Here is a 13,539-nt window from a genome sequence, read left to right on the forward strand (position 1 = left end):
TCGGGGGGCAGGTCAACAGACAAACGGGCGTTTGTTGTACTCACGCAGAGCATCTAGTCCTAGTTGGGAGTTTTCGGTCAGAAACCAAATTAGTCTTTGCAATTATCTAGAAAGATCAGAATTTTCTGACTTTTGATCACTTGGGGACATTCCAAATTTTCGAGAGTACTCACGGCTAAACTGTGTCGGGCTTTCATAGCCCACTTGGTACGCCGTTGCAGCCACAGACTTGGTTCCAGATAAGAGAAGTTGCCGTGCTTCCAGCAGTCGCAAATCCTTTTGATACTGTAGAGGCGTGGTAGACGTGACCGATTTGAAATGCTGATGAAAGGCCGACAGGCTCATACCAGATGCAGCCGCAAGGTCGGCAACCATGATATTGCTTTTGTAGTTTTTGCGCAGAGTGGTGATGGTTTTGGAAATGCGGCTTGCCGGGCTGTCTTGTTTGAGCAATTGACGCAGCATTGTACCATGACTTGCCTGCAGAAGTCGGAAGTGGATTTCCTTTAGAACCAGCGGTGCCAGTGCATCAGTCTCAACCGGATCAAAGGACAGGCGAAACAACCTGCCCACGGCATCAATGAGTGCCGCATCAGAGGCTGCGGCGTTTAGCGAATGCATATTGCCAGTCTCAACGTCCTCAAGCCCCTGAAATTCGGCAGACATGCTGCGGAGCAAGTCCAAGTCTAGCCGCAAGGCCAGAGCTGTGTAGGGTGCCTGAGGGCTGGCCTGAATGACCGCAGCTTCAACCGGGACTGCGTGGCTCACGATCAAGGCATCCCCGGCAGCATACCGGATCACTCGTCCACGGGCATAGGCCTCTTTTGCCCCCTGCAACACTAGGCACATGATCGGTTCATAAAAGGCTGCCGCACAATCTGTTTTCTCAAGATTGCCGATTGCATAGAGCCCTTGGATATTGGTTTCGCAGCCCGTTCCCAGGGCGTCTTGGGACACCACATGCTGAAAAACATCCCGCGCCAGATTGTCGAGTACCATGTGAGCGCCTCCTTATTCCTGAAAATCATAGGCCATGATCGCTATGCGGTGAACGACAAAGCCCTGAGTTCTGGAGAATTAGGCAGACCATTTGGAGGATCAGGCAACGGTACCGGGCCGGGCAATGCTAAATTGAGATCACACAAAACAGGAGTTGTCTAAATGTCCCAGACCATTCTGATCACAGGCGCATCTTCCGGCATTGGCAAAGAAACCGCCAAGCTTTTTGCCTCGCGCGGGTGGAATGTAGTTGCCACGATGCGAGCTCCGGAAAAAGAAGGAGAACTCGTAGGAAACGAGAACACACTGGTCACCCGCCTTGATGTGACCGATCCTGAGACGATTGACGCAGCTCTGTCCGCTGGCATTGCAAAGTTTGGCAAGGTCGACGTTTTGCTAAATAATGCGGGCTACGGGGCTTATGGCCCCTTGGAAGCCTTTCCAATGGATCGGATCCGCCGCCAGTTCGACACAAACGTGATTGGCCTACTGGAAACCACTAAGGCAGTATTGCCGCACATGCGGAGCCAGGGTTCAGGCACAATCGTCAATATCTCTTCGATTGGCGGCCAGATGACCTTTCCCTTGGGGGCGCTCTACCATGGAACAAAGTTTGCGGTCGAAGGTATTTCAGAGGCACTCCACTTTGAACTGGAAGCCGCGGGCATCAAAGTCAAAATTGTAGAACCAGGCATGATTGCAACCGACTTTGGTGGGCGTTCGTTTGATTTTGTCAATGATGAAGCAATGACAGAGTACCAACCCGTTGTTCAGGCCCTGTTCGGAGCATGGGGCAGCAAAGAAATGGCAGCCCGCGCGTCACAGCCACTCGTGGTTGCCGAAATTATCTATCAGGCAGTTACTGATGGGACTGCCACACTGCGTTACCGCGCCGGTGCAGACGCGGTTGAACTGCTCGATAACCGCAAAGCCTTGGATGACGCGACATTCATCGGCGGCCTGAAGACACAGCTTGGTCTGTAGCCGAGCCCGGAAAACGGGCTGGTGTGATGAGGTAGCTGCATTGGCTCGGTCAGCTCTAGCAACTGACCTGGTCAGGGCGCCTGCCCAACAAGCGCTGAAAGATCCAAATGCGAATATAAATACAGCCTCGAAAAAATAGCCAACAGGGAGACCTATAAGCCATGGCAATATCACTCAAACTAAACGGTGAGACACATACCGTTGACGCCGAACCAGGAACCCCACTTTTGTGGGTTATCCGGGATGAACTGAAACTGACCGGAACCAAATTCGGATGTGGTGTGGCCTCATGCGGGGCCTGCACGGTGCATTTGGATGGCGCGCCTGTCCGCTCTTGCCAGACCTTAATTGAAGACGTTGAAGATGCAGAAGTCACCACCATTGAAAAGATAGAAGAGGACAAGATCGGTGCGGCTGTCCAAAAGGCTTGGTTGGAATTGGATGTGGTTCAATGCGGCTACTGTCAGTCTGGCCAGATCATGAATGCTGTGGGGCTGCTGCGTGAAAATGCGTCGCCCACGGCGCAAGAGGTCGACGACTACATGCATGGCAATGCCTGCCGCTGTGCCACCTACCAGCGCATTCGCGCCGGGGTCCTGCATGCTGCTGAAATTCTGGAGGCTTGAAACAGATGACAATCAATACTTCCCGCCGCAATTTTTTAAAAACCGCAGCTGCGGCCTCCGCCGTACTCTACGTTGGAGCAACCTCAAAGGGGGTCAGCGCGGCATCCAGTTCAGCAGATGCCATGCTGAATCCCTTTGTCAAAATCGACAGCGATGGATCGGTCATTGCTATTGTTAAGCATTTTGAGAAAGGGCAAGGCCCGGCCACTGGTCTGACCTCTCTCATCGCCGAAGAGCTCGGTGTGACGATGGACCAAATTGGCTATGAATTCGCCCCCTCCAACCCGGAGGTTTACAATAATACGCTGTTTGGCCCGTTCCAAGGCACGGGTGGTTCAACCGCCATGGCGAACTCCTGGATGCAGTATCGCACAGCTGGTGCCAATGCCCGTGAAATGCTGATCAAAGCCGCGGCAAAGGAATGGGGCGTGGATGCTGCGGCCCTGGATATTCAGGCCGGGGTGATCTCTGGTGCCGGTCATTCTGAACCTCTGGGGGCTTTTGTTGCCGCTGCCGCAGGTATTGCTCCCACCGAAAACCCGCGACTGCGCGCGCCTTCAGAGTGGAAGATCATCGGCAACCCGACCACCAGGCGCAAAGACAGCCCCATCAAGGTAAATGGCACAGCCAAATTTGCCATGGATGTGCATTTGGACAACCAGATGGTTGTGATGATCAAACGTACACCGCAACGTGGTGGTCTCGTGGCAGGCTTTGACGACAGCGCAGCAAAGGACGTCAAAGGCTTCATCATGGCACAGACACTGCCCACGAAACACGGCGTTGCGGTCTATGCCGAGAACACCTGGGCGGCAATGCAGGCGCGTGAAGCCCTGGAGGTCGATTGGGATCTCGCCGCCGCAGAAACGCGCTCTTCGCAGGAGATCAAGGCCGAGATTCTGGCAGCCCTGGACGCAGCACCGACGTATAACGTCAATAAGGCAGATCCAGCAGCCGTGAAATCCATGATCGATGGTGCGGTCACGACGATTGAAAAGGCGTTCTACTTCCCGCTTCTGGCCCATGCCCCGATGGAGCCGCTGAATTGCACAATTGAGCAGACCGCAGAAGGTGACATCGTGCTGCATGACGGCGCACAGATGCCGACGGGACCGCATATGGCCTATCAACAGATCTTTGGCCTTCCGGCCGAAAAGATTCACATCAAAACCATGTTGGCTGGTGGGTCCTTTGGTCGCCGCGCAACGCCGGATGCGGACTACCAGGTTGAAGCTGCGTTGGCTTTCGTGCTGACGGACCGGTCCCGCCCTGTGAAATTGGTCTGGGATCGCGAGGATGACATCCGTGGTGGTTATTACCGACCAGCCGCGGGTCACAAGGTCCGCGTGGGATTGGATGGCGCAGGTAATATCATTGGTTGGGAGCATCAAGTGGCTGGGCAGTCGATCATGAAGGGCACCGCCTTTGAGGCTTTTGCTGTGCATGACGGTGTTGACCACTCCTCGGTCGAAGGCATCGCTGACAGTCCCTATGCTATCCCAGGCATGGCGCTTGGCCTGACGGACGCAGAAAAAGCGACGTCGGTGCTGTGGTGGCGTTCGGTCGGCCACACCCATACAGCCTATGTGATGGAAGTCATGATGGATTTGGCCGCTAGGGCAGTTGGGCAAGACCCCGTTGCGTTCAGACTGAAGTATCTTGCCGGTGGGGCTGACCAAGCTCGCAAAGCTGCTGTTTTGAAACTGGCAGCGGAAAAGGGAAACTGGGGCACACCAGCCGAAGGAAATGTGCAGGGCATTGCCGTCCACAAATCCTTTGGGTCGTATGTCGCGGAAGTGGTGGAGATTTCCGGAAACCTGGCGGATGGTATCCAGATCGAAAAAGTGACTGCCGCCGTTGATTGTGGGATCGCAGTAAACCCCGATGTGGTCAAAGCTCAAATCGAAGGCGCCATAGGCTACGGCATTGGGCACGCCATGCGCGACCAAATCACCCTAGATGGCGGAGCGGTGGAACAGTCCAACTTTCCAGACTATGAACCGCTCAGGATCTCTGACATCAAGGTAATCGAAACGCATATTGTGGCCTCTGCCGAAGCACCAAGTGGTATCGGAGAGCCTGGCACCCCGCCTTCAGCTCCCGCCTTGGCCAACGCAATCGCGCAGCTTGATCTGCTTGTTGCGGAACTGCCGATGAGCGCAAATGGGGTTTCATTCGCATAGTATTTTCGCAGCACAGCAACCAACTGTGCTGCGACCTACTCTAAGTGTTTACCTCACTTTTTCCCGTCTCTGGACAAGCGTCGAAAACCGTTTGTGACAAAGTCACTGGAGTTGCCTCCTGCTACATTCATCCTCAAAAAAGGATCGGTTATTTGCACCGATTTGGAAAACGCAGCGAAATAGGTAGCAGTCTAGACCAATTGAATGACCGCTTTCGGGAAGCCGACCCTCAAGATTAGAAACTGCGGAACTGATATCGCGGAGATTTCATGTTGGTGTCCGCTTCGGGCTGACAGCAGCCTTCTGAAACCTGAGAGGATGGGCGCCAGCTTCGCAGCCCCCTGCTAGGTCGGCTATGCGCAGAAAGCGACCTTTGCAAAGTCAGGCAATCTACCTAGAAACACAGTCTGAAAACGCTGCGCTGCCGCATGAGAACCGGTCATTGATGAATGTTGCAGCGAAACGCTCGAGTTGGAGGGTAGCAGTAAGGGACCTATCTGCCTCGCGGCTATACAAAATTGTGCTCCGCTGCTACGTTTTCAAAATTGACAAGCTGAACGGACAGATATTTCAATGAAGAGTTTTATCTTGGGTGCTTGCGTATTTCTGGGTCTCTCGGCTTGTATTTCTATGACCACAAGCCAACCAACTGTGAGCCGCAACGTGTCATCCGGATTCGATATCGGCGATCTTCCTGACCCGCAGAAATGGGGCGAAGACGCTGTATGGGCCTACTTCTTTCCGTCAAACGTTCCAGCCAGCCATAAGGAAAGGTACCGGGCAAAAGGCTACCCGGGCCCGTGGGATCAAACTATTGCGGCTCGTACAAGAGCTGCCTGTAAGCTGAAAGGCGATCCTGGTATCGGGGCTTCGTCACGCGCTCTGGAGAAATATTACCGAGCCGCCCTGGCTGATTTTCCGCGGTACACTGACTGCTACATAAAAACCGGCCCGGCGCTGGCAGAGCGCAGAATGGCTGAGCTGGCATATCTGAACGAACTCTTCGACGGTGTCAAAGATCGGCCATTTCCGGAATGGGCTGTAAATCCGCATTTCCACGATTCCGAAAAGCAATCGGTAGAACGGAAACTGACCATCGACCGTGAGCTGCGCGACTTTGAAAAAACTGTGAACAAGCTGCCCGAGTACGCGGACCGGCTCAACAAGAGGATCATAGTCTACGGCGGCTTCGTACGCGACAATCAAAGAAGCTGGTCCAACGCCTTAAGTTCCGCCCTTCAGGACTTCGCCCGGGACAACCCGCTTAACAAGTCCGGGCCCGGAGATTCGAGCCTAACGTTAACGACGGATCTGGTTACGAACGCCTCCCCTGATGTCGCGTTTGCCCTTGCGAATCTTGACCGCACCATGTTCGGCCAGGATGCCTATTACCGCGAACTCGACCGCCGGGCTGATGCGGCGGGCGCGGCTCGCAGGGCTCAGGGCATCTCACTCGGCGGCGCATCCAGTGGGGCCAATTTGGTACTGCACAGATGCCCGCCCTACACCAAGCCCAAGGGTAATACCTGCGCACGGGATGAGCAGGCAATCGCTGCCCGGGACCGCAACGAGGCGGAGCGGCAGAAATTGAATGCCTATTATGCAGATCAGCAAGCGGCAACAGAACGCGTTGTACGGCACAACGAGGCCGCCGCAGCTGCCGGAGCTGCACGCCGCAAGGCATTGCGCGAAGCCTGGCTGGCCAAAAACCCCCAGTGCCGCCCGGGCGCAGGAGCCGTGTCCTGCCAATGAAAAAACTTTCCCTTGGTATCAATACGCTAGCCTATAGGTTGTTCAAGTGTTTCTACCGGAGCAGGAGGGGGGAAGGTCGGAATCGTTTAACTTTGGAATGGGTTTCTAGAACCCTCTCTGAAGCCAGCGGATAGGCCGACACTGACCGCTTTAAAATATGTGTAGTCTCCGGAAGTGATAATGGTGGTGAGAGGTTAAACAAGATGCTCAACATATTCCGCTGGAGGCCAAAGGCGCCAACAGACACCGCTGGAGATGTCATGCTCCATACCGTAAAAGGCATTGTGCACGAGGCATCGCTTTCAGGTGCTGCTGAACTCGACCTTTCCAAGGTCAACGTCTATGACCTAACGCAACTCCCCTCTGAGATCGGCGCGTTGGAGCGGATATCGACGCTGAATTTGAGCGGAGCCGGCATACGTTCTATTGCGCAACTATCTGGACTAACTCAGCTTAAGACATTGGATCTCAGCTACTGCCGGAATCTATCTGCCATTTCGCCCATCTCCGAAATGGCAGAGTTGAGCGAACTGGACCTTTCCAAAAGCCAGGTCACGAATATAGAGGTCTTGAGGTCGCTGAAGGGATTGCGGTCGCTTTTTCTGCAAGGGTGCAAGATATCCGACCTGTCTCCCCTGACTGAACTGACTGAGCTAGAGCATCTGGATCTCGCAAATTCCCAGGTCACTGACCTGTCTGTACTAAGAGGGCATGCCAGCCTCAAAACCCTGAATCTGTGGAACACGCATATTCTTGATTTCACTCCGATTGCCACTCTGATCGGACTGGAAGGACTTGATCTGTGGAATACGCAGATCTCAGATTTGAGCTCCCTGGCCAGGTTGACTAACCTCACTTACCTCGACCTGAGCCACACAAAAATCGCAGATCTTTCCCCAATCAGAGATCTGCCAAATCTAGAACAACTCGCCCTTTGGAATACACCATTTCAGGAAGAGGGGATTGCAACTGGACAATATCAGGGTCGTTGGTACGACAGTGGACTTCTTAGCGATGCAGCGGATGGAGATTTGGAGGCTGTCAAGGCCCGCGTTGCCCGTGGGGCCATGATCATGGAGGATCAGTGGGACGGCCCGATCCACTGGGCCATTCGCAACGGAAGGGAAGAGGTGTGTCGCTTTTTAGTTGCTTTGGAGCCCTCCATCGTAAACGATCCTGCCTGTTATGATGGGGTTTACGAGGCTGAAACCCCGCTTTCGCTAGCAATAAATCATCAGCACTCCGAAATCGTAGAGCTTCTGCTGAAGCACGGAGCCAAAATGTCCGCAGACGAGGACGACCAAAATTTCTGACTGATGGAAATGTTAGAATTGGCCGGAACGCGCATTGGGGACTACTGCCCAAATCAATGATGTTGGTTTTCCAAAACGGGCAGTTGCTGCGGAAGCCGACCATTCGTTGCTTACCTTCTGGCAGAATGATCAAGAGATGGAACCTGTCACACTGACGGTGACCGTTCTGCGCCGCTTAGGCGTCGGGATTAATAGTCCTCGAAGGTATAGTGGTGGTCATGACAGAGATTGACATTGTAGTCTTCAATGACTTCCCAATCCGAAAATTCGGCGCGCAAATGGTAGGTGCAGATGCTTTTGCCATCAGTCAGATTGATATCAGTGTATTGGAAAGCGTCGATGGGTTCCGGCAGGAGATCCTGTCCCCAGGATTTGGAACTGGCGGGGACAATGTTTAGAAACATCAGTCTCTCAGTCGTAGCGTTTAAGACATTCAACTCGAGGTCCGCTGCCTTAAGGTGACCGGCGGTCAGGGCCAAAGGTGCAAACAGAAAGAAGGTGGCCAGATCATTGCGCATTGCAGCTCCATAGTGTTAGGGCGTTTGCCAACCGGAGGCATGTCCGGCCTGCCGATAATTACATAATAGTATCAGTCCTTCCTCATGTGGAACGCCACGTCTGTCAATACGGCGTTCGGTTGAGCAACAATCAAACCTCTTGCGAGTATGGACGCAAAGCGATCAGCTTCGCTTCCTGGCTGAATGTCGGCTTCGGGGTGACCGCCAAACTTTGCCAATATCGCTACCCGCACGTCGCTACCTTTGGCGTTGACTACATTGCTCATGATTGAAAGGCTGCTTTTGGGAAAATGTCTCTGCCATGCGCAGATTCTGTATCGTGAATGCTGCGTCCGGCTCGGATGTCTGCATTGGGCTGACAGCAGTCGTCCGCAACCTGGTCGGATTGGCGCCAGCCTCGTAGCTCCCTGCTACGTCGGCTATGCGCAGATAGCGACATTTGCAAAGTCCAACAGTCTATCCTGCAACACCGCCTGAACGCGCCGCACTGCCGCGTGAAAGCCGGTCATTGGTGAGGCATTCAGCAAACTTCAAAGGGAAAAGGTCAACTCAGCAAATGAAATGAGCCTTCGCTACTGAACAGACATGATTGGAGACCCCAATTCAAGCCTTCGTACTGCGCCTTAAGGGGATTATTTTCGCTAAGGAAACGGCAAAACTTGCTACTTGTCAGCCTCAATGACGAACCAGTCTAGTAGCCTTTCCTGATGACGGGACATGTGTCCTGTGTCCCGGTATTCCAGAAAATAGCCAGCCTCGTTTCGGTGAAGGTCCCGCCCGATTTGCACCAGTTCGCCGGAAGAGATCTTGTCCGCCGCCAGGTGTCGCCAAGCGAGAGCCACCCCTTCGCCGTCAGCCGCAGCCTGCAGCATGAATTGGTAACTGGGGTATCGGAAGACCTGATCCGGTACGGAATAGTCAATGCCAGAGGCAGCGAACCATTCGGGCCATCCCGCGAACTCCATTGCCCGTTCTTCATAGTGCAAAAGATTATGTCGGCTCAAAACCGATGGATCTTCCGAGGATAACCGGAGTGCAGGATTGCGATCCAGATATTCCCGGGAACATACTGGAAAGGTCACCTCTTGGAACAGCCGCTTCCGCGGCCAACCAGCCCAGCCCTGCGGCCGCCAGTGGGCGATCATATCGACACTATCAGGGTCGATGTCATCCAGCCAATGAGACACCGCGAGATGCACCTGCACATCCCCCATCGCTTGCCTCAGACCGGAAAATCGCGGCAGCAACCAGCAGTTGGCAAAGCTTTGCGTGCAGGCAAGGCGCAGGCCGCCAGCACCGGCGGTTCCGGATATTCTGCGGATAGCTGTATCGATATGCGACAGACCCAGGTTCACTGCATTCGCCAGATCCCGCCCCTGTCTGGTCACCGTCAGCTTGTTATGCGTTCGGGTAAAGAGCTGCACGCCAAGCTGATCTTCAAGATTGGCGATATGGCGACTGACCGCTGGTTGGCTAAGGGCTAGGTGCTCGCCGGCCTTCGTGAAGCTGCCAAGCCGCACGGATGCCTCCAGAATAGGAAGCGCGTTGAGCAGATGCTGTGTACGTCGAAAACGGCCTTGCATAATGAAAAGCTATGATCGGCATGCAAATTTGGCAAGTTTATTTGATCTTCCTCCTTCGTAGGATGCAGTCAGGAAATGACACACGGGAGAATTCAATGTCAGCCCATTTCGAAACCAGCCCCTTGACGGACAGTTTTGGCGTCACCGTTCATAACTTTGACCTTTCGAAGATCTCAATGGAGAGAGATTACCCGGAACTGCGCAAGCTTTTCGAAAATCACTCTGCACTGCTGTTCCACAACCAGTCCCTAGAGCCAGAAAATCACCTGCGCCTGGCGCAGATGTTCGGCCCCATTGAGGACCGAAAAAAGGATGAGCGCCAACCCGGAGACGTTCCCGAGGTTTCATTTGTATCCAATGAAACGGACGCGGGCGTCACAGGGGAAATGGATCTGCATACGCTGCATCTGAAAGCAAACCAGCAATGGCATATTGATTCCACCTTCATGCCGTTTCCTTCGCTGTGCAACATTCTGGCGGCTAAAGTTGTGACAACAGAGGGCGGCCAGACAGAGCTAGCTTCCACGCGCGCGGCCTGGGCTGCCATGCCGGAGGATCTGAGGCAAAGGATCAAAGGGCGGATCTTAGGACACAACTACCGTCGTTCGCGGGAGCGGATTTCGATGGAACTGGCCAATTTTCCCATGTTCAATAAATGGCCAGCGCAACGGTGGCCTGCGGTCTGGGCCAATCCCGTCAACGGGCAGGAGGCTCTGTTTATCGCATCGCATGTGTTTGAGGTGGAAGGACTTAGCCCGGCGGAAGGTGATGCGCTGGTGGATGAGCTGATCGCATACTGCACCCGGCCGCAGTTCGTGTACTCACACCAGTGGCAGGTTGGTGATGTTCTCATGTGGGATCAGAGGGCGACACTGCATCGCGGTATGCCGTGGCCTTATGAACAACCCCGAACCCTTGCCAGCGTTTGCTGTTCGATGACTGGCGCCGACGGCCTGGATGCTGCGCGCAAGCTGGTTGGTTAGATAAGATGAAACCAGCGGGACGATTCCGGCCGCTCTCGTATGTGGTGAGCGGCCGGATTGTCCTTTCCCCTTCTCTTTGACCAAGCTTTCATGCCGACGATAGATTACGCTAAAGTTTCTCTTCGTCCGATTGAGCACCCTTAGCTGTCTATCTCAAACCGTTTTGCGTGGCTGGAGGAAGAGCAGGCCACCCAATCCGCCAACTGTGCCAATCACGTGATTCATTTCAGCGACAAAACTTGGAGCATGGAGCCCCCAGATCGGCCAGGCCGCCCACCAGCCAAGATAGTAAAACACAGCTACAAAGGTCACGACACTCCAGACCTCAGGGGAGAGAGCTCTGGCTTTGAAAGCAGCCCAAAACAGCAAAAGGTTCGCAGCGAGCGCCAGCATGGCGCCTCGAAACGCGTGATAGTTCGAATGCGTTGGCGCATCCGGCAAATTGACAGATTGAAACTGTGGGTTCCAGGTGAAGTTGAGCGTGTACCAAACGCTGACAAAGCCTCCAAAAAGGCCGAGCAGGATAAGCAGCCGGCCAACTACGATTCTTGAGTTCATCTCGAAATTCCTTGTGGCGGCAAACAACCGCAGTGTCATTCCAGTGCTGGCTCGTGCGGTCACGTCGCGTATATCGCGCGTGAACTCAGACGGCGCAGAACCTCGCTCTGTGAGCCCTACAATGGGACGCAGCCCCCCGCCTTATCGTTTGTTAAGAAAGGTGCGTTTTCCTGCGAATTCGGCTGAGCGAGACCGGCGTGACGCCTAGGTATGACGCAATGAAATGAAGAGGCACCATATCGAGCACGGCAGGGTCTTCCTCGATCAGCGCTCGATACCGATCTTCCGGCGTTTTCGCTATTCGGTCTACGAAAAGGTCCTGATAGTCTACCAGGCAGTGCACCATGATAGACGCAAAGTACGCCCGAAGCCCTGGCGAAGCTTCAGCTTCCCTCTCAAGTTCGGATCTTTTCAATATGCGCACGACGCAGGGCGTGATGGTTTCAAGTTCGTATTTGCTGGGTTCCTCGTTGTGCATGCTTTGCAACGACGCGCAAAGTTCACCGGGCAGGAAGAATTTGACAGAAACATCTGTCCCGCCGTGGTTATGCCAAAGCCGAATACAACCTGTTTCGACGAAATAGGCGTGTTGGCTAACATCCCCTGCGTGCAGAAGAGTATGGCGTTTGGGAAATGATCTGGGTACGCCGAGCTGTAAAAACAGCCCTTGCAGTTCCTGCGAAACCTTCACGAGTTCACTCTCCATACTTTTCATTGCGCAAAAGGGCTTGAAAGCATCTTACGAAGAGCCGCCCACTTCAGGCAAGGTGACGATGTACTATCCATGGAGGTGGTCTTCTTCGTTGGCAAAACACTAAGACGAACATGAAAGCTGGTGATCTTGGCGGCAGCCAGCCTCCTATTCAGCGTGTTAACATTGGCGGTCTAACACCACGACGCTCAATGACTGCATTCGGGAAATTGCCCCCCTGTTCTCGCTACCGCGGCATCGATGGCACGGCACTCAATGTCAATGACCGCATTGGGCTGACAGCAGTCATCCGCAACGTGGACGGATCGGCTTCAACCTCGCAACCCCTTTCTACGTCTGCTTTAGGCTAGCCGACTGGCCGAGCTAGAGGGGGTGCACTCTTGCTGCGCCTTAGCCTATCCCTCGGCAACAGCAAGGGAGGCCCTCGTGAGCGCGCATTCGATTGAAGTTACCCGACTTAATGATGGGCAGGTAATGCTGCGAAAAGGGACTTGGCAAGACGTTTTCCCCGAGGGGCGGCGCGAGCCTTGGGCGCAGTGGTATGATGCCATGTTTGCTGAGTATGGATATCCCGGCTACCGCGCCATGGCCGAAGCGCTGCGCGCATTGCCTGCCTAGAGAGAGTAAAGCAATTGGGCACAGGTGGTGAAACAAAACTGTCAGTGATCAGTCGGCACAAGCTCTATGTGATGTGCAACTGCGGTCACGCGGATTCTGTGGCGGTCCTGGATCTCATTCAGGCTCTTGGTGATCAGGGTACGGTTGGCTTTGCTATCAGCAAAATGCGTTGTTCCCGCTGTCGTGCAAAGAATGTCAGGGAATACCGGATCACCTTCTCGGCTGGTCCATGAGTAACGCCCAGAAGCGGCCAAGCCATTTCTCGGTATGTGGTCAGCCCCAGCCGAAAGGGTGGGAACACTTCGTTGGGATAACGAAGTGTTCATAGATTCTGTGAACTGGATTGAACCGGCTTAGCTTGCGTAGGTGGCGGAAAAAAGGTGGAATAAAAAGCGCTCCTTAGTCCTGAAATCAATAGCTTGAGTTAGGGGCGTGTTGTTTACACCAAAGCGGGCCAAAGTTCTGTATGCGGATCGCTAGGAGTTAGGCAGAAAGGGCATTTCAGGCTGCAAACTGCGGGACACCTTGCTCGTAACCCATTGAAACATATAGGGCGGGTTTTGAGTGGTGCGGTACACCTTAAACCTTGAAAACATTGCTTTTTTTAGTGGTGGTGGTAGGCCCGGCAGGATTTGAACCCGCAACCAAAGCGTTATGAGCGCTCTGCTCTAACCGTTGAGCTACAGGCCCACTGAACACGTGGTTAGAAA

Annotated in this window: 13 protein-coding genes and 1 tRNA gene; 7 read left to right on the forward strand and 7 right to left on the reverse strand. The window is 54.0% G+C overall.

The features are described from left to right. Positions 1-102 precede the first annotated feature (102 nt). Positions 103-999, reverse strand: coding sequence for an AraC family transcriptional regulator (locus tag AN476_RS10380; protein ID WP_054461477.1), 897 nt, complete (start codon positions 997-999; stop codon positions 103-105). Positions 1,000-1,161: 162 nt separating this feature from the next. On the opposite strand from AN476_RS10380, the gene AN476_RS10385 reads away from it, so the two are divergent. The 5 genes from AN476_RS10385 (at position 1,162) to AN476_RS10405 (ending at position 7,857) form a co-directional block, all read left to right on the forward strand. After that, complete coding sequence (locus AN476_RS10385; protein ID WP_054461479.1) at positions 1,162-1,983, forward strand: SDR family oxidoreductase; 822 nt, start codon at positions 1,162-1,164, stop codon at positions 1,981-1,983. Positions 1,984-2,144: 161 nt separating this feature from the next. Further along, positions 2,145-2,609 (forward strand): (2Fe-2S)-binding protein, encoded by a 465-nt coding sequence (locus tag AN476_RS10390; RefSeq protein ID WP_054461481.1) that lies wholly within the window; start codon positions 2,145-2,147, stop codon positions 2,607-2,609. 5 nt (positions 2,610-2,614) lie between these two features. Continuing rightward, positions 2,615-4,792, forward strand: coding sequence for a molybdopterin cofactor-binding domain-containing protein (locus AN476_RS10395; RefSeq protein WP_054461483.1), 2,178 nt, complete (start codon positions 2,615-2,617; stop codon positions 4,790-4,792). Between the two features lie 573 nt (positions 4,793-5,365). Further along, positions 5,366-6,544 carry a hypothetical protein gene (locus tag AN476_RS10400; protein ID WP_054461485.1) on the forward strand — a complete coding sequence of 393 codons (1,179 nt, stop codon included), beginning with the start codon at positions 5,366-5,368 and terminating at the stop codon, positions 6,542-6,544. Between the two features lie 260 nt (positions 6,545-6,804). Next, a complete protein-coding gene (locus AN476_RS10405; protein WP_054461486.1) occupies positions 6,805-7,857 on the forward strand; it encodes a leucine-rich repeat domain-containing protein in 1,053 nt (350 codons plus the stop codon). 188 nt (positions 7,858-8,045) lie between these two features. On the opposite strand, the gene AN476_RS10410 is transcribed toward AN476_RS10405, so the two are convergent. The 3 genes from AN476_RS10410 to AN476_RS22420 form a co-directional block, all read right to left on the reverse strand. Next, positions 8,046-8,375, reverse strand: a complete 330-nt coding sequence (locus AN476_RS10410) for a hypothetical protein (RefSeq protein ID WP_054461488.1) — start codon at positions 8,373-8,375, stop codon at positions 8,046-8,048. A gap of 71 nt (positions 8,376-8,446) precedes the next feature. Beyond that, positions 8,447-8,641: a hypothetical protein gene (locus AN476_RS10415; RefSeq protein ID WP_054461490.1), complete on the reverse strand. Its 195-nt coding sequence runs from the start codon at positions 8,639-8,641 to the stop codon at positions 8,447-8,449. Between the two features lie 396 nt (positions 8,642-9,037). After that, positions 9,038-9,958, reverse strand: coding sequence for a LysR substrate-binding domain-containing protein (locus AN476_RS22420; protein WP_083464313.1), 921 nt, complete (start codon positions 9,956-9,958; stop codon positions 9,038-9,040). 11 nt (positions 9,959-9,969) lie between these two features. On the opposite strand from AN476_RS22420, the gene AN476_RS10430 reads away from it, so the two are divergent. Further along, complete coding sequence (locus tag AN476_RS10430) at positions 9,970-10,941, forward strand: TauD/TfdA family dioxygenase (RefSeq protein WP_253279880.1); 972 nt, start codon at positions 9,970-9,972, stop codon at positions 10,939-10,941. Between the two features lie 153 nt (positions 10,942-11,094). Here the strand turns inward: AN476_RS10430 and AN476_RS10435 are convergent, their stop codons facing one another. Both AN476_RS10435 and AN476_RS10440 read right to left on the reverse strand, forming a co-directional pair. Further along, entirely contained in the window at positions 11,095-11,538 is a 444-nt protein-coding gene (locus AN476_RS10435) for a hypothetical protein (protein WP_054461500.1), read from the reverse strand. Between the two features lie 112 nt (positions 11,539-11,650). Then, positions 11,651-12,190: a Crp/Fnr family transcriptional regulator gene (locus AN476_RS10440; protein ID WP_172684818.1), complete on the reverse strand. Its 540-nt coding sequence runs from the start codon at positions 12,188-12,190 to the stop codon at positions 11,651-11,653. Between the two features lie 447 nt (positions 12,191-12,637). Here AN476_RS10440 and AN476_RS10445 point away from each other — a divergent pair, with 447 nt between their 5' ends. Continuing rightward, complete coding sequence (locus AN476_RS10445) at positions 12,638-12,829, forward strand: hypothetical protein (protein ID WP_054461504.1); 192 nt, start codon at positions 12,638-12,640, stop codon at positions 12,827-12,829. A gap of 614 nt (positions 12,830-13,443) precedes the next feature. On the opposite strand, the gene AN476_RS10455 is transcribed toward AN476_RS10445, so the two are convergent. After that, positions 13,444-13,519, reverse strand: a tRNA-Ile gene (locus AN476_RS10455). Positions 13,520-13,539: the final 20 nt, after the last annotated feature.

This window comes from Phaeobacter sp. 11ANDIMAR09 (assembly GCF_001294455.1).
Taxonomy (GTDB): domain Bacteria; phylum Pseudomonadota; class Alphaproteobacteria; order Rhodobacterales; family Rhodobacteraceae; genus Pseudophaeobacter.

What these genes read in the sequence shown, in the direction of transcription:
- AN476_RS10400 (WP_054461485.1), top strand. Translation starts at nt 5,366, where the DNA reads ATGAAGAGTTTTATCTTGGGTGCTTGCGTATTTCTGGGTCTCTCGGCT.
- AN476_RS10410 (WP_054461488.1), bottom strand. Translation starts at nt 8,375, where the DNA reads ATGCGCAATGATCTGGCCACCTTCTTTCTGTTTGCACCTTTGGCCCTG.
- AN476_RS10390 (WP_054461481.1), top strand. Translation starts at nt 2,145, where the DNA reads ATGGCAATATCACTCAAACTAAACGGTGAGACACATACCGTTGACGCC.
- AN476_RS22420 (WP_083464313.1), bottom strand. Translation starts at nt 9,958, where the DNA reads ATGCAAGGCCGTTTTCGACGTACACAGCATCTGCTCAACGCGCTTCCT.
- AN476_RS10415 (WP_054461490.1), bottom strand. Translation starts at nt 8,641, where the DNA reads ATGAGCAATGTAGTCAACGCCAAAGGTAGCGACGTGCGGGTAGCGATA.
- AN476_RS10430 (WP_253279880.1), top strand. Translation starts at nt 9,970, where the DNA reads ATGATCGGCATGCAAATTTGGCAAGTTTATTTGATCTTCCTCCTTCGT.
- AN476_RS10380 (WP_054461477.1), bottom strand. Translation starts at nt 999, where the DNA reads ATGGTACTCGACAATCTGGCGCGGGATGTTTTTCAGCATGTGGTGTCC.
- AN476_RS10405 (WP_054461486.1), top strand. Translation starts at nt 6,805, where the DNA reads ATGCTCCATACCGTAAAAGGCATTGTGCACGAGGCATCGCTTTCAGGT.
- AN476_RS10435 (WP_054461500.1), bottom strand. Translation starts at nt 11,538, where the DNA reads ATGACACTGCGGTTGTTTGCCGCCACAAGGAATTTCGAGATGAACTCA.
- AN476_RS10395 (WP_054461483.1), top strand. Translation starts at nt 2,615, where the DNA reads ATGACAATCAATACTTCCCGCCGCAATTTTTTAAAAACCGCAGCTGCG.
- AN476_RS10385 (WP_054461479.1), top strand. Translation starts at nt 1,162, where the DNA reads ATGTCCCAGACCATTCTGATCACAGGCGCATCTTCCGGCATTGGCAAA.